This window comes from Amycolatopsis acidiphila (assembly GCF_021391495.1).
GTDB lineage: Bacteria > Actinomycetota > Actinomycetes > Mycobacteriales > Pseudonocardiaceae > Amycolatopsis_E > Amycolatopsis_E acidiphila.
Window position 1 is genome coordinate 1,996,216 of sequence record NZ_CP090063.1, and the last position, 20,278, is coordinate 2,016,493.

The following is a 20,278-nucleotide window of genomic DNA, read 5'->3' on the forward strand; positions in this document are numbered from 1 at the left end:
CGTGGATGGCATCGTCCACAGTGGTCGAACAGGGACCGAGGTCGTGCTCGCGACCTGCATGCTTTCCCGGCGGTAACCAGGCGGCCTTGCGGGTAACCAGGCCCCCGGACGTAGCGTCGTCGCCATGAGCACACGTACTTCTGCTGTGGGAGCGTTCCGGAGCCTGCCGATCGACGAGCCGGACGCGCTCGTCGACGTGGAGATCGAGATCGGCGACCCCGGCCCGCACGACCTGCTGGTCGAGGTCCACGCGGTCTCGGTCAACCCCGTGGACGTCAAGGTGCGCGCGGGGTTCGGCGAGTCGAGCGAGCCGAAGGTCCTCGGTTTCGACGCGGCCGGTGTGGTGCGTGCGGTCGGTGCCGAGGTGCGCGAGTTCTCGCCCGGCGACGAGGTCTACTACGCCGGCTCCGTCGACCGCACCGGCAGCAACGCCGGGCTGCAGCTGGTCGACTCGCGGATCGTCGGCCGCAAACCGGCCGGCCTGGACTTCGCCGAGGCGGCGGCGCTTCCGCTGACCACGATCACCGCCTGGGAGACGTTGTTCGACCACTTCCGCCTCGGCCGCGACGCCACCGGCACGCTGCTGGTGGTCTCGGCGGCCGGTGGTGTCGGTTCGATGGTGTCCCAGCTGGCGTCCCGGCTGACGAACCTGGAGATCGTCGGGACGGCGTCGCGCCCGGAGTCCGCCGCGTGGGCGAAGGCGATGGGCGCCGCGCACATCGCCGACCACCACGACCTCGTGACGGAGGTGCGCAAGGTGGCGCCGGACGGGGTGCAGTACGTCTTTTCGCCGGTGTCGGGCAAGAACGTCGAGGCCTACGCGGAGCTGCTGACGCCGCGGGGCGAGATCGTCGCGATCGACGAGCCGGAAGGTATGGACCTGTTGCCGCTCAAGCCGAAAAGCCTGACGTGGCACTGGGAGCTGATGTTCACCAGGCCGCTGTACGAGCCGGAGAGCACCGCCCAGCGGGATCTGCTGAACGAGGTGAGCGGCCTGGTCGACCGCGGCGTGTTGCGCACCACTCTCACCACGCGCCTGCGCGGCCTCAACGCCGACACCCTCCGCACGGCGCACCGGATGGTGGAACAGGGCGACATGATCGGGAAGGTCGTCGTGGAGCGCTAGGCGACCGGACAGCCCAGCCGCACGGTCAGCTCGGTCAGCGCCTGACCGAGCGGCAGGTCCACCCGCACGGACGCATGCGTGTCGCCGCGGGTCCGGCCCTTGTTGACGATCAGCACCGGCTTTCCCGACTTCGCCGCATGGCGGACGAAGCGCAGGCCCGACATGACTGTCAACGACGAGCCCAGGACCAGCAGTGCGCTCGCCTCGTCGACCGCGTGGTAGCACTGCTCGACCCGCGCCGCCGGCACGTTCTCGCCGAAGAAGACCACGTCCGGCTTCAGCACGCCGGACCCGCACGCGACACAGGACACCAGCCGGAACTCGCGCACGACGTCGTCGGCCAGATCGACGTCGCCGTCCGGGTTGATCTGCGTGGACGAGGCGGCGAACGCCGGGTTCGCGGCGCGCAGCCGGCGGTCGAGGAACTCGCGGGCGCTCATCCGGCGGCAGTCCAGGCACACCACCCTGTCCAGGCTGCCGTGCAGCTCGACCACCTCGCGCGCACCCGCCGACTGGTGCAGCCCGTCGACGTTCTGCGTGATCACGCCGGACAGGTGGCCCGCCGCCTGCAACGCGGCGACCGCCCGGTGCCCGGCGTTCGGCCGGGCGCGCGCGATGTTCCGCCACCCGAGGTGGCTGCGGGCCCAGTACCGGCGCCGGCCCTCCTCGCTGCCGACGAACTCCTGGTACGTCATCGGCGTGTGCCGCCGCAGGCTGCCTTCGGCGCCGCGGTAGTCCGGGATGCCGGATTCGGTGGACAGGCCCGCCCCGCTCAGGACCACGACGCCGCCCTGCCCGACGGCGTGCACGACCTCGCTCAGATCGGTCGTCCGTGGCGCGGGCTCGCCGGTAGGTGTCCAGGTCAGGGTCGGTTTCGTCCGCACCGGACCAGCTTACGGGCTCAGCCGGGCAGAACATTCTTGGAGAAGACGCCGTACCCGCGATCAGGCTGGCCGGCAGCCTGGGCGCGCCACCCCTTGCCTGGTCCGTGAAACCCGCAGGTGAGACCTCTCACGAGAGCCGCACTGTGGATCTTGTTCACCGTGCGCGCCGCGGAGTTTGGGGTGACAATTCCGGCATGGCAGTTGGGGAGAGGTCAGCGCAGGAGCCGACGCCCGTCTTCGACGCGGTGCTGGCGAGCGTGCAGGCGGCTGTGCAGGGTCAGGCACAGCCCGAGACCGAGGGGCAGAACACGAGCCAGGCCGAGGTTCCGGCCGTCGTCTGAGCTCAGACGAGGCGGAGCCTGTCCAGGTTCGACTCGACCCAGGACCGCAGCGCGCCCAGTGGCTCGCTGACGCCGCACCCGGGCTCGGTCAACGCGTACTCGACGTGCAGGGGCACCTCGGGGTAGACCGTGCGGTCCACGAAACCGTGGTCCTCCAGCCGGCGCAGCGTCTGGGTGAACACCTTGGGGCTCACGCCCTGCAGCCTGCGCTGCAACTCGCCGAAGCGGTGCGGGCCGTCCTCCAGTGCGCCGATCACGAGCGCCGACCACTTGTTCGCCAGCAGGTCGAGGATCTCGCGGCACGTAAGTGCCCTTTCGGACACTGTTGTGCCCGGTACCGCTCGTTCACCGCTATCTTCGGAAGGCGTGGCGGATCCGACGGACACCGTGCGTATGCCCAAGGGGTTCTTCCAGAACCCGTACGAGACCTACGACCTGCTCCGCACGGCCGGTCCGGTCCGGCGCGTCTCCTTCGTGAACTGGGTCGACGGGTGGCTGGTCACCCGGCACGCCGACGCGCGGCGCCTGCTGGACGACCGGCGGCTGCTGAAGAACCGGGCCGGGGTGGCCGACCTGATGCCGCCGCACGCGGCCGGGGCGTACGCCTCGCCGCTGTTCGACCACATGCTCAACTCCGACCCGCCCGACCACACCCGGCTGCGCAAGCTGGTGACCAAGGCGTTCACCGCACGGGCGGTGGCGCGGCTGCGGCCGCGGATCGAGGAGATCGCCGACGCGCTCCTCGACGTCGTCCCGGCGGGCGAGACGGTCGATCTGCTGGACGGGTTCGCGTTCCCGTTGCCGATCATCGTCATCTGCGAGCTGCTCGGCGTGCCCGCGGCCGACCGCGACCAGTTCCGCCAGTGGTCGCGGCCGCTGGTCGCCGCGGCCTCGCTCGCGGAACTGGCCGAGTCGACCGGCGGACTGAGCGCGTACCTGCGGAAGCTGATCGCCGAGAAGCGGGCCGCGCCGACGCAGGACGTGCTGTCGGACCTGGTGCACGTGTCCGACGACGGCGACCGGCTCTCGCCGGACGAGCTGCTCAACATGGCGGTGCTGTTGCTGGTGGCCGGGTTCGAGACCACGGTCAACCTGATCGGCAACAGCGTGCTCGCGCTGCTGCGCAATCCCGGTCAGCTCAAGGCGCTGCGGGCCGACCCGTCGCTGGTTCCCGGCGCGGTCGAGGAGTTCCTGCGGTACGAGGGACCGGTGCACTTCGCGACGATGCGCTACACCGCCGAACCGGTCGAGGCCGGCGGCGTCGAGATCCCGGCGGGCGAGTTCGTGCTGATCTCGCTGCTGGCCGCCAACCGCGACCCGGAGAAGTTCCCCGACCCCGACCGGCTGGACGTCACCCGCCCCGCGGCCGGGCACGTCGCGTTCGGGCACGGCATCCACTACTGCCTCGGCGCCCCGCTGGCCCGGCTGGAGGGCGCGATCGCGCTCGGCCGCCTGCTCGACCGGTTCGGCGAGATCGAGCTCGCGGCCGAGCCCGCGGACCTGCGCTGGCGGGGAAGCGTGCTCGTGCACGGGCTGCACCGGCTGCCGGTGCGGATGTCCTGACGGTCAGCGGAACGCGTCGGCGTTGCGGGCCGCCCAGCGCGCGAAAGTGTTCGGCGCCCGCTGGAGGATCCGTTCGACGTCGGGACTCACACGCTGTTCGTCCGGGGTGGGGTCGCCGAGGATGTCGAGCGTGCCGTCGGCGATGGGCGCCGGCATGAACTCCAGCATGCGGGTACGGGCTTCCTCGCGGGTCAGCTCGGTGAACCCGACCGGTGAGCTCGTAGGTCCGGCCGCCGTGGTCGGCAGAGCGCAGGACGACGGCCGCCACCGCGGCGATGTCGGCCGGGTCGACGATCGGGATCGCCACGGCACCGAACGGTGCGCGCAGTGCCCGCCGGGTGCGGACCTGTTCGGCCCACTGGAAGGCGTTGCTGTGAAAGCCTCCCGGGCATAGCACTGTCCACACGAGACCGGGCTGGCGGACGGTGTGTTCGAACGCCGCTCGTCTTGGCGACGTCGAGGAGTTCGTCCGGCTCTCCGGGCACAGCGAGGAGGAACAGTGCTTCGCTGCCTTCGAGGGCGGGCCGAAGGGGTTTCGGGGTTCGTGAGGTCGTGGCCCGTGCGGCGGGTGGTGGTGGCGACCTCCTCACCGGCTTCGGGAAGTGCTCGGACGAGGGCGCTGCCGACGTTCCCGGTCGCTCCGGTGACGGTGATCATGAGGGGCTCCTTGCGTTCTGGTCGGTGCCGGGAACGCTAGGAGCGAGCTGCCCCGCGCGGACCGTGCTCGACCACGTGACGAGCCGGTGGGGCGTTGGGTGCTGATGGCGGTGCGGGGCAGGGAGCTGCGGTTCTTCGAGCTGCGCGGAAGCATCGAAGGGATCAGCGAGAAGATGCTGTCGCAGACGCTGCGGACCCTGGTGCGCGACGGCCTCGTGTGGCGGCGGGTCGAGCACTCGACGCCGCCGCGGGTGAGCTACGGGCTGACGCCGCTGGGCCAGGGAACGAGCGGTCCGCTGGCTGAGCTGTTCGAGGTCATCCGGGGCCACGCTTACGACATCCAGGCGACCCAGGCGGCTTTCGACGCTTCGTGACACGCGGCGCGGGTGGGCGATGGCTCGCCCTGCGCAGCGGGGAGCGGCCTCGGTGTCCGCGTGCGCCACGGAAGCCTTGCAGGGCAGGTGAAACCGGCGGCGAGTGCGTCAGTTCGACGGCAGCCGCGGGGGCACGACCGAGCGGATGCTCGCCAGTACGGCCGTCAGGCTCGGCAGCCAGCGGTGGTGCGTGTCCGGCGGGACGAGCCAGTGCGTCAGGTTGTGCGGGCTCCGCTCGTCGGGCAGCGGGATCCCCGTGCCCGCCGTCAGGACGCGGACGCCCTCGGGCAGGGAGCTGTCCGCCGGGGCGAGGACATCCGCCTCCACCAGGAGCACCGCGATCGAGCCGTGCTTGGTCAGCACGCACACGGCCGGGCCCTCGCAGCCCTGCCGCGCGACGCCGGCCAGCACCCGGTCCGCCAGCGACCGCGGCACCGCGACAGCGCCGATACCCGATCCGGTCACCAGGGTGAGTGCGTTGTTGTGCCACTGCACGGGCCAGCCGAAGACGCGCCGGTAGTCGAGCGTGGTGCCGGATTCGACATTCTCCTGAACGGTCATCCTGTTCCCTCCGGCCCGCGACGCTGGTTCGACCGCCTCACACTGTAACGGCACTGAGTGCCCTTAGCAACAGCGCCTGCTAGCTTCGAGGTATGTCCGTCGAGTCCCGGCAGTCGCCGCGCCCGCGCGCCGGCCGCACCACGGCCGGGCGCCGCCGGCTCCGCCACGCGCTGACCGTCGCGGCGATCGACTTGTTCCTGGCCCAGGGCTACGACGCCACGACGGTCGACGAGATCGCCGCCGCGGCGGGCGTCGGGCGGCGCACCTTCTTCCGGTACTTCCGCTCGAAGGAGGACGCCATCTTCCCCGACCACGAGGACGTCCTCGGCGACATCGAGCGCTCGCTGGCCACGGCCGCGCCCGCGCAGGACCCGGTCGCGGTCGCCTGCACCGCGGTCCGCCTCGTGCTCGACTACTACCTCGCCGATCCCGACGTGTCCGTGAAGCGCTTCGCCCTCACCAGGACCGTGCCCTCGCTGCGTGACCGCGAGGTGGCGACCGTCGACCGGTACCAGCGCGTGTTCGCCCGCTACCTGCGGGAACGGTTCGAGGCGGCGGACGATCCGGCGGCCGACCTGCGTGCCTCCGTCGCCGCGGCGGCCGTCGCGGCTGCGCACAACCACGTGCTGCGCCGCTGGCTGCGCAGCGGCGGCGAGGAGGACGTCCACGCCAACGCCGAGGAGGCCTTCCAGCTCGTCGTCGACGCCTTCTCCGGACCGGTCGAGCCGGGTGGCGAGGGGCGGACGGTGGTCGCCGTGATGGAGGCCTCGGCCTCGATGTCGGAGGTCATGCGGCAGATCTCGGCCGCCCTCCGCACGAATTGAGCCCGAATGGCACTGAGTGCCCTTACCGTCCGAACGGTCCGGCGCCGCCATCATCGGCGACCTGTTTGTCTACTGTGGACGGTGGTTGAGGCGTGGACGTGCTGGACCCCCGAGCGCCCCCGGCGTAGGCTGCGAACAGACTTTCGAGGCCGTTCAGGCCGATTTGCAGTAAGTATCTGGGGATCGAGGTCGTGACGCGCACCCGGCCGCCCTTCACGCGAGGGCGGCTACGGGACGCGGGTGTCGATGCGCTCGACGGCGTCCCCCGCTCCCGAGGAGGAACATCCTTGTTCGCACGCATTTCCCAGCTCGCGGCCGCGGTACCCGCGATCGAGGCCTTCGCCGGGGTGGACGAGCTCAACACGCGGATCGGCGAGATCGCACGCGACCACCCCGACCGGACCGAGCTCAGCCGCATCGGCAGTTCGCGGCTCGGCGAGCCGCTGTGGTCGCTGACCGTCCACGGTGGACCGCGACACGTGGTCGTCGTCGCGGCCGTACACCCCAACGAACCCGTGGGCGGCCTGACCTCGGTGCAGCTGGCCGGCCTTCTCGCCGAGGACGACGAGCTGCGCGAAGAGCTCGGCTGCACCTGGCACATCGTGCCGTGCGTCGACCCCGACGGGACCCGGCTCAACGAACCGTGGTTCACCCCGCCGATGACCCTGGAGAGCTACGGCCGCTCGTTCTACCGGCCCGCTCCCGACGAACAGGTGGAGTGGAGCTTTCCCTTCTCCTACAAGGGGCATTTCTTCGACCGGGTGCTGCCCGAGACGGTGGCGCTGATGCGGCTGATCGACGAGACCAAGCCGATGCTGCTGTGCTCGCTCCACAATGGAGAGTTCGGTGGGGTGTTCTACTACCTCAGCCGCGCCACCGACGCGCTCAACGAACAGCTCGCGGCCCTTCCGCTGAACCTCGGCCTGCCCCTGCACACCGGTGAGGGCGAGGCCGCGTTCATCGAGCAGATCGCGCCCGCGGTCTTCCGCAGTTTCACCGCGGAGGAGGAGTGCGACTTCATGCTGGAGCTGGGCATCGACCCCGCGCGGCGCACGGGTGGCGCTTCCAGCGGGGCGTATGCGGCGCGGTACGGAACCGCCTACCTGGCAACGGAAGTGCCGTACTGGGCCGACGCCAGGGCCGACGACCACACGCCGCTCGACATCTCGTACGCGGCCCTGCTCGTCGAGCGGGGAAGGCACACGGCGGAGACGACCAGGGTGCTCGAGGGCGTGCTCGCCGCCACGCGGGCCGACCTCACGGTCCGCTCGCCGTTCCTGCGCGCGACCGAGGCGTTCCTGCCCTACCTGGCGGACGCCGCGGAGTCCGACCTCGCCCGCGCGGCCCGGCCGGAGAGCGAGCGGCCCGCGGTCGTCGCGGAGCGGTTCCACTCCACGTCCGGGATCCAGTCCGCCCGGATCCGGTTCGGCGGGATGCTGCTACGGGCGCTGGCCGCGGAGATCGCGATCGGCAACGGCACCCCGGCCATCCGCGGCGGGCACGACCGGCTCGCCGGGGTCTACGCCCGCTGGCTCGCCGAAGCCGAGATGCCGCAGCCGATCCCGCTTGCCAAGTTGGTGGGCGTCCAGCTCGGTGCCATCCTGGCCACGGCGACCGCGATCGGCGAATGAAGGGGGCCGCAGTGCTCGACCTGCTCATCGAGGACGCGACGGTGCTCACGATGAACCCGGCGCGGCCGCGCGCCGGCAGGATCGGCGTCTGGCAGGGCCGGATCGTGGGCGTCGACGAGGAGCTGGACGGCGTGGCGGCGCGGCGCACGCTGCGGCTCGGCGGGGCGACGGTGCTGCCCGGGTTCGTCGACGCGCACACGCACCTGGTGTGGGCCGGGATGAGCCAGGGCGGTGCCGACCTGACCGGCGTGCGGGAGCGCTCCCAGGTGCTCGACGTGCTGCGCCGGGCGTGCGCGCGGGCACAGCCGGGCGAATGGGTCGAGGTGACCGGCTACGACCAGCGCCCGATCGGCGGGCACCTCACGCTCGCGGAGCTGGACGCGCTCTCGGACGGCCGGCTGCTGTGGCTGCAGCACACTTCGGGGCACGCGGGCGTGGTGAACAGCGCCGTGCTCGCGACCGCCCCGGTCGACCACGAAGACGGACTGGTACTGGAACGCGCGCAGATCGACGTGCGCCGGGCGCGGCTGCCGTACCGGAACAGCGAGCTGGTCGACGCGATCGAGCGGGCCGGGCGCACCTGCCTGTCCCAGGGCATCACCACCTGCGCCGAGGCGGGGATCGGCGGTGGGCTGATCGCCACGCCGCCCGTGGAGGTCGCGGCGTACCAGGCGGCGCGCGAGGCGGGGCGGCTGCCGGTCCGGATGCAGCTGATGATCGCGTCCGACGCGCTGCGCGACCTGGCCGGGCACCCGGACGACGGCATCACCCGCGGGATCGACCTCGGGCTGCGAACGGGCTTCGGCGACGAGACGCTGAGCATCGGCGCGCTCAAGCTGTGGCTCGACGGCGGGATCATGGCGCGTACGGCGGCGCTCAGCGCGCCCTACGCGGGCAGCACCGCCGCAGGTCGGCTGCAGGAGGATCCGGCGGTGCTGCGGCAGATCATCATCGACGGGCACACCGCGGGCTGGCAGCTGGCCGTGCACGCGATCGGCGACCGGGCGCTCGACGTCGCGCTCGACGCCATCGCCGAGGCGCAGGCACGCAAGCCGCGCCCGGACGCGCGGCACCGGATCGAGCACTGTGGACTCGTGCGCCCCGACCAGCTCGCGCCGCTGGCCGAGCTCGGGCTCACCGCCGTCCTGCAGCCGGAGTTCCTGTGGGACAACGGCGACGACTACTCCGACGTGCTCGGGCCGGACAGGGCGGGCTGGCTCTACCGCGGGCGCGCCCTGCTCGACGCCGGGGTCGCGATCGCGTCCAGTTCGGACCGTCCGGTGGTCAGCGGTGCGCCGCTGCGTGCCGTCCGGTTCATGGTCGAACGGCGGTCCGACAGCGGGCGGGTGGTCGGTCCCGGCGAAGAGCTGACGGTCGCGGAAGCGTTGTCCGCGGCGACGATCGGCGCCGCCCGCGCCTGCCGTCGCGAGCGGCTGTGCGGCAGCGTCGAACGCGGGAAGCTCGCGGATCTCGTTGTGCTGGCGCGGAACCCGCTGGAGGTGCCCGCGCCGGAGCTGGCGGACGTCGGCGTGACGGCGACGCTGCTAGGCGGAGAGGTCGTCCACGGCGCGCTCTGACCCGGGCCGCCACGGCACGAGCATGCAGGTGCGGCGCTGGTAGTCCGCGTACTCCGGGTACCGGCCCAGCGTGATGCTCTCGGTGAACCGCGTCGAGCCGATGAACAGCAGCGTGAGCAGGACCGCGCCGGCGACGGTCCACTGCCACGGCGAGTCCGCGGCGAGCGCGCCGAACACGAACACCACCCACCACTGGGCCTGCTCGAAGAAGAAGTTGGGATGCCGCGAGTAGCGGAAGAGCCCCGTCCGCACGAAGCGGGCGGCAGGTTCGCGCCCCGCGTCCAGCTCGGCCCGCTTGTGCTGCTGGAAGGTCCACTGCTGCTGGTCGGCGACGGTCTCCCCGGCGAGGAACGCCAGGAACACGACGGCCAGCACGGCGTCCCAGGCGCCGAACGGCGAACGGTGCTGCAGTGCGGTGTACGCGGGCAGCGTGATCAGCAGCAGGATCACGTTCTGGTACAGGGAGATGAAGAAGAAGTTGAACAGCTGGAACTGCCACGGCTTCAGCCGGGCGCGCAGGACGCCCCACCGGTAGTCCTCGCCGCCGGGCGCGTAGCCGCCCTTGCGCCCGTAGTTGAAGGTCAGCCGGATGCCCCACAGGGCGATCAGCGCCAGCATGACGTCGAGGCGGGCGTCGGCGAACCCCGCGCCCGCGGCGAACACCGCGACGTAGGCGATCGGCACGAGCGACCAGATCCGGTCGACCCACGAGTATTCCCTGGTCACGAGCGACAGCAGCCAGGTGCCGAGGACGACACCGGCGAAGACGTACAGGCAGACCAGCAGCACGCGCCCACTCTACTGCCCGCTGACCTGGACATTCGCCTATCTAGGATCCGTGTCCATGGCCAACCTGCCGCTGCGCCGGCGCGGTATCGACATCTTCTTCGCGATCGTGTTCGCGGCGTTCACCGTCACCTCGCTCATCAGCGACCTGCTGCCCAGCGTCGGGGTGGACTTCTCGCACCCGTCCTCGAACTTCTTCGTCAACTCCAACTACTGGTACGCCCACGACACCGACCCGCTGTTCATGCACCCGCCGACCTGGATGCGGATCATCACCGGGCTCTCGGCGTTCGGGTACATGCCGTTCTACGTCGTGCTCGTCTTCGCGCTGGTCACCGGTCGCAACTGGATCCAGCTGCCCGCGGTCGTCTACGCGACGATGATCGTGACGCTCACCGGGATCGTCGTGTTCGGCGTCGAGTTCTTCGGCGAGCCCGAGTGGCGCACCCCGAGCCCGGTGAAGTTCCTGCTGTTCAACCTGCCCTACGTGCTGGTGCCGCTCGTGCTGCTGATCCGGATGCGCAGACCCGCGCCCTTCACCCGCCGGTTCTGACCGCGTTCGCGACAGCCGTCCGGTTACCCTGTCGGGGTGAGACGAGTAGGCGCGATGGCGGATGCGCGGGGGCTGGCCGCGCAGGACCACGTCTGCTGGTTCTACGGCGACCGGGACGAGTTCCGCGCGCGAGCCCGCGAGTTCCTGGCCGAAGGGCGGGCCGCCGGGCAGCGGGTCCGCTACGTGACGGCTGACCAGGACGAAGCGGCCGGGGGCATGGATCGCGTCGAGGTTTCGCTGCTGCGGGACGTCTACCCGGTGGGCGGCGACGTCGACGTGACCGAGCAGGTGCGGCGGTTCGCGGCGGCCACGGACGAGGCGCTGCGGGACGGGTTCACCGGGCTCCGCGTGGCGGCGGACGTGACGGACCTGGTGCGCACCCCGGCACGGCTGGCCGTGTTCGGGCGCTACGAGCACGTGTTCGACCGCTTCCTGGCGAGCCGGCCGTTCACCGCCATGTGCGGCTACGACCGGCGGACCCTCGACGGCGCGGCGGTGGACCACCTGGCGTCGCTGCACCCGGCGGGCAACGTGGCGCCCCCGTTCCGGCTCTACGCCCGCGGCTGCGACGGGTTCGCGCTGGCCGGCGACCTGGACCTGACCGGGCGTGACCTGCTGGCACGCGCGCTCGACTGCGCGGACCCGCGCCCCGCGCGCAGCTCGCTGTGCGTCGACGCGTCCGCCGTCGAGTTCATCGATCATCGCGCCCTGATCACGCTGGCCGAGCACGCGCGGACGCGTGGCTTCCGCGACCTCGTGCTGCACACGTCGCTACGCTACCCGGCGCGCCTGGTCGAGCTGCTCGGCATCGACGGCGTGCGGATCGAGCCGGCCGAATGAGACCGGGCGCGGCGGCAGGCCATCAGGGCTACTTCCATGAGGCCGTGTGCTACGCCTCCGACGAGGAGCTGCTGGGCGTCGCGGTGCCGTTCCTCCTCGGCGGTGTGCAAGCGGGGGAGCCGACGGTGGTCTCGCTCGGCGAGCGCACCGCCGGGCTCCTGCGCGACGAGCTGGGCGACGTCGAGGGCATCGTGTTCCAGGCCGGAGGAGCGGTGTACGCCCGGCCGGCGGTCGCGATCCGGTCCTACCAACACCTCCTGGCCGGGTACGCGGCGCGCGGCGCGGGGCAGATCCGCGTCATCGGCGAGATTCCGGCCTTCGGCCTGGGCACGACCTGGGACTGGTGGGCCCGGTACGAGGCGGTGATCAGCCGGGCCTACGGGGCGTACCCGTTGTGGAGCATGTGCGCCTACGACACGCGCACCACGCCGGGCCACGTTCTCGAAGACGTCGCGCGGACGCATCCACGCAACGCGGAGCCCGACGGCAGCCACCGGCCGAGCCCGGGATACGCGGGCGCGGTGGCGTTCCTGAGCCAGGAACACGTCGTGACGCCGGACCCGATCGAGCGCACGGCACCGCTGGTGGACCTGTTCGAGCCGGCGCCGGGCGAGGCGCGCCGCGCGCTGGCCGGTGCACTGCACGCGCATCTGGACGCGGACGGGTTCGACGACCTCCTGGTGGCGGTGAGCGAGACCGTCACCAACGCGATCGAACACGGCACGCCACCGGTCCGGCTCCGGTGCTGGGCCGCCCCGGGCCGGCTGGTCGTGAAAGTGACCGACGCCGGTCCCGGCCCCGGTGACCCGTTCGCCGGGCTCATGCCCGCCGCGAAGGCGCCCGACGGAGGGATGGGCCTGTGGCTCGCGCACCAGCTGTGCGACCACGTGACGTTCGGCCGCACGCCCGAGGGGGAGTTCGTCGTCCGGCTCACCGCCGGGACTCCGCTCAGCTGACGTCGCCCGCCCGGTGGGTGCGCCGCAGCGCGAACGCGGCCTTCATCAGGATGAGCAGCAGGGTGCCCAGGATCAGCGGCTGGCCGAGGACCAGCTGCACGGTCATCGGCATCGCCTTGAGGGTGACGGCGGGGATGAACAGGCCGCCGATCGCCGTGATGAACGGGACGCCGGCGATCATCATGTTCTCCTGGTTCCATTCGGCGTGCGAGAGCACCTCGATGGAGCTGGCGAACAGCACGCCGAACAGCACGGTGCCCGCCGCGGCCAGCACCGGCAGCGGCACCGCCTGCAACAGCCCGTCGAACGGGCCGACCCCGCCGAGCACCAGCAGGATCACGCCGGTGGTGAGCGTGACGTAACGCGAGCCGACGCGGGTCACCCGCAGCAGCCCGATGTTGTCCGGATAGGCCAAAGTGGACATTCCGCCGAAGACGCTGCCGACGGTGCTGCCCAGCACCTCGCCGAACACGCCCTGGGAGACCCGGTACGCGGTGAGCTCGTGCCCGCCCCAGCCCGCGACGATGTCGTAGGTGGCGATGCTCTCCGCGACCGCGGGCAGCAGGGTGATGAAGAAGATCAGCACCAGCTCCGCGTGCACGCCGAAGCCGAACGGGAACAATCGCGGCACGGTGATCGTCGCGTGCTTGCCGATCTCGCCGAAGGTCGTGGGTTCGAACACGGCGTAGACGATCGTGCCGACGACGATCGCGACGAGCACGGCGCCGCGGCGCAGCATCGTGCCCCAGCGGGTGCGGCGCGGGAGCACGGTCAGTGCCACCACCAGCGCGGCGGCGATCGCGCCGGAGATCAGGTTCATGCCGGGGAAGCCGGGGCTGGTGGGCGCGCCGAGCCAGTTGGGCAGTGCGGTGCTGGTCAGCTGGGTGGCCAGGATCATCACGATGATGCCGGGGATGATCGGGTCGCGCAGGAACCGGCCGAGGCGGCCGATGAGGCTGAGCTTCCTGATCGGCAAGGCGAGCACGCACCAGATCGCCCCGGCCACGACCATCGACCCGAACGCGGCGCCGAGCCCGGACTCGTGCCCGACGGCGAGCAGCGCGGCGAGGCTGCCGGCGTAGGGGCCCTGCACGATCGGCAGGCGCAGCAGGAACACCGACTGCAGGATCACGACCAGACCTGAGGTCATGAACGTGATGCCGTAGAGGTATGCGGTGTCCGAAGTGGACATGTGGAACGCGGAGCCGATCAGCGCGGGGAAGATGAGCAGGCCGGCCATGCCGAGGATGTTCTGCACCCCCAGGCCGATCGAGGTGGCGATCGGCACCCGGTCGTCGATGCCGATGTCGAAGACACCGGCGGCGACGGTGGCGGCCGAGGAGGAGGTGGGCTTGGTGGTGGTCATCGGTGACTCCCGGGTGGGGCGCTCGGCTGGCGCCGGGTCGCGGCTCGCTGTCGGTGGGAGGTTGGGGGTTGGGTTCGGGACGGCGGCGGTGACCGGCGCGGACAGTGCTCGGTAGGTGGAGTGGCGACCAGGAGGGGCGGCGGCCGGTCGGCAGCCGCCCCTCGGCGGGTCAGTGGCGGCGGAAGCGGGCCGCCAGTCGGCGGAGCCAGCCGGCGACCACCGTGCGCAGGATGCTGCCCGCGCTGATCGGGGCCGCCTCCACCGCAGCCGGGGCGGTGTCCACCGCGACCGCCGTCGGCGCGGTCACCGTGGCCACACCTGTGGCGGCCGGCTGCGACAGCTGTGCCCGCACCCGGCTCGCCAGCTCACCGACCATCCGCGTCGCCACGTCGCTCATGATCCCGCGGCCGAACTGGGCGAGCTTCCCCGAGATGATCAGCTCCGTGGCCAGGCTGACCGCCGAGCCACCGGCGACCGGCGTCACGCGCATCTCCGCGGTCGCCTTCGCGGTGCCGGTTCCCTTGGTGTCCTTGCCTTCCGCGCGCAGCACAGCCACTCGCCCGGCCTCGTCGCGCTCCACGATCGTCGCGGTGCCGGTGAAGGCCGCGGTCACCGGGCCCACCTTGATCTTCACCTTGCCCCGGTACGAGTCGTCCCCGAGGTCCTCGACCAGCTCGGCGCCCGGAAAGCAGGTGACCACGTTGTGGGCGTCGGACAGGAAGGCGAACACCCGGTCCGGCCCGGCGTCCAACTCGAACGCGTTCTCGATCAGCATCATCAGCCCTTCACGGCGGAGTACACGGCATCGGAGATCCGCGCCGGGGTCACGGGTGCGCGGTCGATCCGCGCCCGCAGCGGCCGCAGGGCGTCCTCGACCGCGTTCGCGATCGCGGCCGGTGCGGGGATCGTGCCGCCCTCACCGGCTCCCTTGACGCCCAACGGGTTCAGCGGGCTCGGGGTGTGCATGTGGAACAGCTCGACCGGCGGCACCTCGGTCGCCGACACCAGTGAGTAATCCAGATAGGACGCCGCCTGCGGCTGGCCTTCGGCGTCGTAGAACGGCTCCTCGTACATGGCGTTGCCGATGCCGTGCGCGAACCCGCCCAGCACCTGTCCGTCGACGAGCCGGGGGTTGATCACGTTGCCGCAGTCGTGGCCGATCACGTAGTTCTGCACGTCGATCGCGCCCGTGTCCGGGTCCACCTCGACGATCGCCGCGTGCGCGCCGCTGGCGTAGGCCGCCCGCTCGGGCGCGAAGTAGCTGACCGTCTCGATACCCGGCTTGATCCCGACCGGCAGCGTGATGCCGTGCTTGCCGATGTTGGCCACCCGTGCGATGTCCAAAAGGGACATCGACTTCTCCGGGTCGCCGTCCAGCGTCGCCCGGTCGCCGGAGAACGAGAGGCCCGCCGGGTCGCAGCCGAGCAGCTGGGCCGCGGTGTCGACAAGTCGCTCCCGCATCTGCAGGGCCGCGTCGAACACCGCCGGGCCCGCGGTCGCGGTGATCCGGGAGGCGAAGGTGCCCTGCCCGAACGGGATCCGGCTGGTGTCCCCGGTGGCGACCTCGATGTGCTCCATGTCGAGGCCGAGCGCGTCGGCGGCGATCTGGGCGTACACCGTCTCGTAGCCCTGACCCTGCCCGGCGGCGGCGAGCGTCACCAGGATCTTGCCCTGGTTGGTCAGCCGCACCTTCGCGCCCTCGTACGGCCCGAGTCCACAGCCCTCGACGTAGACCGCGATCCCGATGCCGACGTACCGGCCTTCGGCGCGGGCCCGCTCCTGCCGCGCGCGGGCCTCCTCGTAGCCGAGGCGTTCGAGGGTGCCCTCGAGCAGCTTCGGGAAGTTGCCGCTGTCGTAGGTGAGCGGGCTGCCGTCGCGGAACATGATGCCCACCCGGTAGGGGAACTCGTCGGCCTGGATGAGGTTGCGCCGGCGCACCTCGGCCGGGTCGAGCTCGAGGTACTCGGCGACGCGGTCCATCATCCGTTCCATCGCGAACACCGCCTGCGGCCGTCCCGCGCCACGCACCGAGGAGGTCGGCACCATGTTCGTGTAGCAGGCGTAGAGCTCGGTGTGGATGTTCGGGATCCGGTACGGGCCGGGCACGGTGCTGGTCGTGATCGAGGGCACCTGCAGGCCGGCGCAGTACGCGCCCTGGTCGTGCTCGATGTAGTCGCGGACGGCGAGCAGGTGTCCGTCGTCGTCGAACCCGACCTCGATGCGGTGGGTCTGGGAGCGCTCCATCATCGTGCTGACGAAGTTCTCCTGCCGGTCCTCGACCCATTTCACCGTGCGGCCGAGCTTGATCGCGACCCACGGCACCACGACCTCTTCGCCGTAGAACTGCGCCTTGGGGCCGAACCCGCCGCCGACGTCCGCCGGGGCGATCACCCGGATGTCGTCCTCGGCCATCTCGTAGATGACCGACAGCTGCTGACGGGCGTAGTGCGGCGACTGGGTGGTGTCCCAGATGGTCACCTGCCCCGTCGCGGGCTCGAAGCGGGCCGCGACGGCACGCGGCTCCATCGAGTGGCCGCCGCCGCGCATCACGAAGAACTCGCCGGAAAGCGTGTGCGGCGCGGACTTGAGCACCTCGTCGGTGTTGCCCGAGCGCTGCACGAGCGTGACGGCGATGTTGTCGTCGGCGCCGGAGTGGGCGAGCGGGGCGTTCTCCGCGAGGGCGGCGGCGGTGGAGGCGACCGCGGGCAGGGTCTCGTAGTCGACCTCGATCAGCTCCAGCGCGTCCTCGGCGAGGTAGCGCGACTCGGCGACCACGATCGCCACCGGCTCGCCGACGTAGTGCACCTCCTCGGGTGGCATCGGCAGCCGCGGGAAGTCCTTGAGCTTGGGGTGCATCACCTTGGGCGCCAGCGGTTTCTGGATCTCCGGGAGGTCCGCGCCGCTGAACACCGCGACGACGCCGGGTGCTTGGCGCGCCGCGGCGGCGTCCACGGCGAGGATCCGGGCGTGCGCGTGCGGCGAGCGCAGGAACGCCGCGTGCAGGGTGCCCGGCAGCTCCAGGTCGTCGAGGTAGCGGCCCTTGCCGGTGAGCAGCCGGTCGTCCTCGCGGCGGTCGACGCTCTTGCCGATCATCGTCATTTCGCCGCCCCCGCATCGAGCACGGCCTGCACGAGGCCCCGGTAACCGGTGCAGCGGCAGATGTTGCCGCTCAGCACGTCGCGCGCCTGGTCGGCGTCCTCGATCGGCTCCTCGCGCAGCGCGGCCGTGACGCTCATCAGGAAACCGGGTGTGCAGAATCCACATTGGAGGGCGTGGTGCTTCTTGAACGCCTCCTGCAGCGGGTTGAGCCCGTGGTCGTCGGCGAGGCTCTCCACGGTCTCGACCTCGGCGCCGTCGGCCTGCGCGGCCAGCATCAGGCACGAGCGGACGGCCGCGCCGTCCACGATCACCGTGCAGGCACCGCACACGCCGTGCTCGCAGCCCAGGTGGGTGCCGGTCAGCCGCAGCCGCTCGCGCAGGAAGTCGGCGAGCGTGAGCCGGTCGTCGACCGCCTCCTCGTGCGGCTCGCCGTTGACGGTCACGGAAATCTCAGGCATTCGCGGTCTCCTGCTTGCTTCGGGCGTCGGCGAGGGCGCGCTTGACCAGCACTCCGGTCAGGCGGCGGCGGTAGTCGGCGCCGGCGTGGATGTCCCCGGTCGGCTCGACGGACTGGCGGGCGGCGGACTCGGCGTCGGCGAGGACGGCGGGTTCGAGGCTCGACCCGGTGACCAGTGCTTCGACCGCGGTGAGGCGGTGCGGGGTGGGCGCGACCCCGGCGGCCGCGATCCGGCAGCCGGTGACCCGGTTCCCGTCGAAGCGCACGGCGGCGGCGATCGCGGCGAGGGCGAAGTCGCCGCGCCGGGTGGCGAACTCGTGGAACACCGTCACGGTGCCGGGCGGCGGGCGGCGGATGCTCACCTCCAGCAGCAGCTCGTCCGGCTCCAGCGCGGTGGTGAGGTGGAACTGGAAGAAGTCGGTGACCTCGACGGTGCGCAGCCCGCGCGCCGAGGCGAGGGTGAACGTCGTGTCCAGCACCGACATCACGGTCGGCAGCTCGGCCGCCGGGTCCGCGTGCGCGAGGCTGCCGCACAGCGTGCCGCGGTTGCGGATCTGCGGATGCGCGACCTGGTGCAGCGCCTGGCGCAACAGCGGCACCGCCTCGGCCAGTTCGGCCGAGCGCTCGGCCTGCCGTTGCCGTACCAGCGCGGGGATCCGGATGGTCTCGCCCGCGTCGATCGCGCTGAACTCGGCGCCGATGCGGTTGATGTCCACGACGTGCTCGATCTGGGCGAGCCGGAAGTTCAGCAGCGGCATCAGGCTCTGCCCGCCGGCGAGGATCTTCGACTCGTCGCCGTACTCGGTGAGCAGCGCGAGCGCCTCGTCGAGCCCGCGCGGGGCGTGGTAGGTGAAGCGGCCGGGTTTCATGCGGTCTCCGTGAGATGGCGGTGGATCGTCTCGGCCAGTTCCGGCTTTTCGACGAGCGACAGGTGCCGCAGGGCGGGCAGGATCTCCAGGGTCGCGCCGGGGATCGCCCCGGCCAGCTCCCCGGCCATCGACGGGGGAGTGGCGTAGTCGTGCTCGCCCGCGAGCACGAGCGTCTTCGCCCGGACCGAGAACAGCAGCGGCCGGGCGTCCAGCTCGCCCATCGCGACCGAGGCGGCGGCGTGCGCGTGGGAGTCGGTGTGCAGGAAGATCTCGCACACCCGGTCCACCTCGTCCGGATGCGACTCGCGGAAGCCTGGAGAGAACCAGCGGTCGAGCTGGAAGGGCAGCTGGTCTGCACGGGCCGTGTCGGCGGCCTTCGCGGCGCGTTGCGCCCAGGCGGTGGGAGCGTTCTCGCCGTACCAGGCGGTGGTGTCGGCCAGCACCAGCGACCGGACGCGCTCGGGGTACTTGCCGGCGAAGGTCATCGCGACGCTGCCGCCCATCGACATGCCCAGCAGCGAGATCTCGTCGAGACCCAGCACGTCGAGCGTGACGCCGAGGTCGTCGGCCATGTCCTCGATCGAGAACGGTTTGCCGTCCCACGGGCTTTCGCCGTGCCCGCGCAGGTCGACGGCGAGAATGTCGAACCCGTCGAGCTTCGCGGCCAGCGGCCGCCACAGCTGCCCGGCGAGCGCGAGCGGGTGCAGCAGCACCAGCAGCGCCCCGGAGCCGCCGCGCAGCAGGGACAGGTTTCCGGCGAGGTGGCGGATCACGAGTTCCTCCAGAACATCGCGGCGGCGGTGTCGTGCAGGATCGGGGCAGGCTCGAGCCCGGTCTCCTCGATCGTCCGCACGGGTTGCGGGTCGCCGAGCGCGAACGGGTAGTCGCTGCCGAGCAGGACGTGCCCGGGACCGGCGATCCCGGCCAGGAACGAGATCGCGGGTGCGGACAGGGCGACTGTGTCGTAGTAGAGGTCGGGCAGGTAGGCCGAGGGCTTGCCGCGCTCCAGTTCGACCGCGAAGGCCTCCTTGGTGCGGTACCCGCCGTCGAGCCTGCCGGCCTGGTAGGGCAGGAACCCGCCGCCGTGCACCAGCAGCAGCTGCAGGCGCGGGTGCCGGTCGAGCAGGCCGTGCAGGATCAGCTCGGTGATCGCGAGGGTGTTGTCGACGAGGCGGCCGTGCACGTTGCCCATCGAGCCGAGCGTCGGCAGTGCGTCCGAGGGGCCGCATGTCGGCGGGTGCAGCACGACCGGGATCCGCTGCTCCTCCGCGAGCGTCCACAGTGGAGCGAGTGACGGGTCGTGCAGCGGCTTGCCCGCCGGGTTCGTGTTCAGCACCAGCCCGGCCAGCTCCGGCTGCGCCCACGCCTTCTCCAGGTCGCTCGCCGCCTGGTCGCCGTCGGCGGTGTCGACGCTCGCGAGGGCGACCGTGTCCAGTTCAGCGGCCGCCGCGCACATGGCGTCGTTGAGCCTGAGCACCCAGTCACGGGTGCCGTCGGTCTGGATGTCCATCCACGGCGAGAGCACCTGGCGCGCGATGCCGTGCTCGGCCAGCCACGCGCGCCGGAGACCCGGCTCGATCATGCGGGCGCCGATCGGGCGGGTGTCGCCGGTGCCGGGCATCGACACCACCCAGCCCTGGTCGCTCCGGCGTGCCTCGGACAGCTCCCGCAGCAGCGGCAGGGGCACGACATGGGCGTGCGCGTCGATCACTTCGGTGTGGCTCACGTGTCGACGCTATGCAGTGCCCCCGGCCGCGACCAGCGCGCTTTACTGTGGGCAAGGGTTAGGAGAGCTAACAGCCCCGCTCTGGCGC

At 71.6% G+C, this 20,278-nt stretch carries 22 protein-coding genes and 1 pseudogene; 10 read left to right on the forward strand and 13 right to left on the reverse strand.

The window, feature by feature from the left end; all coding sequences use genetic code 11:
* Nucleotides 1-124 precede the first annotated feature (124 nt).
* Nucleotides 125-1,126: a zinc-binding alcohol dehydrogenase family protein gene (locus LWP59_RS09795; protein WP_144641959.1), complete on the forward strand. Its 1,002-nt coding sequence runs from the start codon at nucleotides 125-127 to the stop codon at nucleotides 1,124-1,126.
* Here the strand turns inward: LWP59_RS09795 and LWP59_RS09800 are convergent.
* Nucleotides 1,123-2,010, reverse strand: a complete 888-nt coding sequence (locus tag LWP59_RS09800) for an NAD-dependent protein deacetylase (RefSeq protein ID WP_144641958.1) — start codon at nucleotides 2,008-2,010, stop codon at nucleotides 1,123-1,125. The genes LWP59_RS09795 and LWP59_RS09800 overlap by 4 nt on opposite strands.
* Nucleotides 2,011-2,204: 194 nt before the next feature.
* Here LWP59_RS09800 and LWP59_RS09805 point away from each other — a divergent pair, with 194 nt between their 5' ends.
* Nucleotides 2,205-2,351: a hypothetical protein gene (locus LWP59_RS09805; RefSeq protein ID WP_186383371.1), complete on the forward strand. Its 147-nt coding sequence runs from the start codon at nucleotides 2,205-2,207 to the stop codon at nucleotides 2,349-2,351.
* Between the two features lie 2 nt (nucleotides 2,352-2,353).
* On the opposite strand, the gene LWP59_RS09810 is transcribed toward LWP59_RS09805, so the two are convergent.
* Nucleotides 2,354-2,674 (reverse strand): winged helix-turn-helix transcriptional regulator, encoded by a 321-nt coding sequence (locus LWP59_RS09810; RefSeq protein WP_229857276.1) that lies wholly within the window; start codon nucleotides 2,672-2,674, stop codon nucleotides 2,354-2,356.
* A 70-nt stretch (nucleotides 2,675-2,744) separates the two neighbouring features.
* Between LWP59_RS09810 and LWP59_RS09815 the strand changes: the two genes are divergently transcribed.
* Entirely contained in the window at nucleotides 2,745-3,914 is a 1,170-nt protein-coding gene (locus LWP59_RS09815) for a cytochrome P450 family protein (protein ID WP_144641997.1), read from the forward strand.
* A 3-nt stretch (nucleotides 3,915-3,917) separates the two neighbouring features.
* On the opposite strand, the gene LWP59_RS40915 is transcribed toward LWP59_RS09815, so the two are convergent.
* Both LWP59_RS40915 and LWP59_RS40920 read right to left on the reverse strand, forming a co-directional pair.
* A complete protein-coding gene (locus LWP59_RS40915) occupies nucleotides 3,918-4,070 on the reverse strand; it encodes a hypothetical protein (protein ID WP_373299411.1) in 153 nt (50 codons plus the stop codon).
* 411 nt (nucleotides 4,071-4,481) lie between these two features.
* Nucleotides 4,482-4,571, reverse strand: a pseudogene (locus LWP59_RS40920) (NAD-dependent epimerase/dehydratase family protein); the annotation flags it as partial.
* Nucleotides 4,572-4,657: 86 nt separating this feature from the next.
* Here LWP59_RS40920 and LWP59_RS09825 point away from each other — a divergent pair.
* Nucleotides 4,658-4,945 carry a winged helix-turn-helix transcriptional regulator gene (locus LWP59_RS09825; protein WP_229857274.1) on the forward strand — a complete coding sequence of 96 codons (288 nt, stop codon included), beginning with the start codon at nucleotides 4,658-4,660 and terminating at the stop codon, nucleotides 4,943-4,945.
* A 108-nt stretch (nucleotides 4,946-5,053) separates the two neighbouring features.
* Here LWP59_RS09825 and LWP59_RS09830 read toward each other — a convergent pair whose 3' ends face one another.
* Complete coding sequence (locus tag LWP59_RS09830) at nucleotides 5,054-5,506, reverse strand: hypothetical protein (protein WP_144641957.1); 453 nt, start codon at nucleotides 5,504-5,506, stop codon at nucleotides 5,054-5,056.
* A gap of 92 nt (nucleotides 5,507-5,598) precedes the next feature.
* Between LWP59_RS09830 and LWP59_RS09835 the strand changes: the two genes are divergently transcribed.
* The 3 genes from LWP59_RS09835 (at nucleotide 5,599) to LWP59_RS09845 (ending at nucleotide 9,538) form a co-directional block, all read left to right on the forward strand.
* Nucleotides 5,599-6,330 carry a TetR family transcriptional regulator gene (locus LWP59_RS09835; protein WP_144641956.1) on the forward strand — a complete coding sequence of 244 codons (732 nt, stop codon included), beginning with the start codon at nucleotides 5,599-5,601 and terminating at the stop codon, nucleotides 6,328-6,330.
* Nucleotides 6,331-6,617: 287 nt separating this feature from the next.
* Complete coding sequence (locus tag LWP59_RS09840) at nucleotides 6,618-7,961, forward strand: M14 family zinc carboxypeptidase (protein ID WP_144641955.1); 1,344 nt, start codon at nucleotides 6,618-6,620, stop codon at nucleotides 7,959-7,961.
* Nucleotides 7,958-9,538: an amidohydrolase gene (locus LWP59_RS09845; RefSeq protein WP_222425626.1), complete on the forward strand. Its 1,581-nt coding sequence runs from the start codon at nucleotides 7,958-7,960 to the stop codon at nucleotides 9,536-9,538. The genes LWP59_RS09840 and LWP59_RS09845 overlap by 4 nt, the downstream gene beginning before the upstream one ends.
* Here LWP59_RS09845 and LWP59_RS09850 read toward each other — a convergent pair.
* The gene (locus LWP59_RS09850) at nucleotides 9,506-10,327 is read right to left on the reverse strand and encodes a DUF1295 domain-containing protein (protein ID WP_144641954.1); all 822 of its coding nucleotides are present in this window, start codon (nucleotides 10,325-10,327) and stop codon (nucleotides 9,506-9,508) included. The genes LWP59_RS09845 and LWP59_RS09850 overlap by 33 nt on opposite strands.
* A gap of 55 nt (nucleotides 10,328-10,382) precedes the next feature.
* On the opposite strand from LWP59_RS09850, the gene LWP59_RS09855 reads away from it, so the two are divergent.
* From LWP59_RS09855 to LWP59_RS09865, 3 genes are read left to right on the forward strand one after another with little or no spacing between them, the layout of a single operon-like run.
* Nucleotides 10,383-10,877, forward strand: a complete 495-nt coding sequence (locus tag LWP59_RS09855) for an EXPERA domain-containing protein (RefSeq protein ID WP_144641953.1) — start codon at nucleotides 10,383-10,385, stop codon at nucleotides 10,875-10,877.
* Nucleotides 10,878-10,913: 36 nt separating this feature from the next.
* Nucleotides 10,914-11,717, forward strand: coding sequence for an MEDS domain-containing protein (locus tag LWP59_RS09860; protein WP_229857271.1), 804 nt, complete (start codon nucleotides 10,914-10,916; stop codon nucleotides 11,715-11,717).
* Nucleotides 11,714-12,673: a sensor histidine kinase gene (locus tag LWP59_RS09865; protein WP_144641952.1), complete on the forward strand. Its 960-nt coding sequence runs from the start codon at nucleotides 11,714-11,716 to the stop codon at nucleotides 12,671-12,673. The genes LWP59_RS09860 and LWP59_RS09865 overlap by 4 nt, the downstream gene beginning before the upstream one ends.
* Here the strand turns inward: LWP59_RS09865 and LWP59_RS09870 are convergent.
* The 7 genes from LWP59_RS09870 to LWP59_RS09900 form a co-directional block, all read right to left on the reverse strand.
* Nucleotides 12,666-14,039, reverse strand: a complete 1,374-nt coding sequence (locus LWP59_RS09870; protein ID WP_144641951.1) for a uracil-xanthine permease family protein — start codon at nucleotides 14,037-14,039, stop codon at nucleotides 12,666-12,668. The genes LWP59_RS09865 and LWP59_RS09870 overlap by 8 nt on opposite strands.
* A gap of 169 nt (nucleotides 14,040-14,208) precedes the next feature.
* A complete protein-coding gene (locus LWP59_RS09875; protein WP_144641950.1) occupies nucleotides 14,209-14,817 on the reverse strand; it encodes an SRPBCC family protein in 609 nt (202 codons plus the stop codon).
* Nucleotides 14,817-17,138 (reverse strand): xanthine dehydrogenase family protein molybdopterin-binding subunit, encoded by a 2,322-nt coding sequence (locus tag LWP59_RS09880; protein ID WP_144641949.1) that lies wholly within the window; start codon nucleotides 17,136-17,138, stop codon nucleotides 14,817-14,819. Before LWP59_RS09880 ends, LWP59_RS09875 begins: the two co-directional genes overlap by 1 nt.
* Entirely contained in the window at nucleotides 17,135-17,596 is a 462-nt protein-coding gene (locus LWP59_RS09885; protein WP_144641948.1) for a (2Fe-2S)-binding protein, read from the reverse strand. The genes LWP59_RS09880 and LWP59_RS09885 overlap by 4 nt, the downstream gene beginning before the upstream one ends.
* Nucleotides 17,589-18,464, reverse strand: coding sequence for an FAD binding domain-containing protein (locus LWP59_RS09890; protein ID WP_144641947.1), 876 nt, complete (start codon nucleotides 18,462-18,464; stop codon nucleotides 17,589-17,591). The genes LWP59_RS09885 and LWP59_RS09890 overlap by 8 nt, the downstream gene beginning before the upstream one ends.
* Nucleotides 18,461-19,237 (reverse strand): alpha/beta fold hydrolase, encoded by a 777-nt coding sequence (locus LWP59_RS09895; protein WP_144641946.1) that lies wholly within the window; start codon nucleotides 19,235-19,237, stop codon nucleotides 18,461-18,463. Before LWP59_RS09895 ends, LWP59_RS09890 begins: the two co-directional genes overlap by 4 nt.
* Nucleotides 19,234-20,190 (reverse strand): amidohydrolase family protein, encoded by a 957-nt coding sequence (locus LWP59_RS09900; RefSeq protein ID WP_144641945.1) that lies wholly within the window; start codon nucleotides 20,188-20,190, stop codon nucleotides 19,234-19,236. The genes LWP59_RS09895 and LWP59_RS09900 overlap by 4 nt, the downstream gene beginning before the upstream one ends.
* Nucleotides 20,191-20,278: the final 88 nt, after the last annotated feature.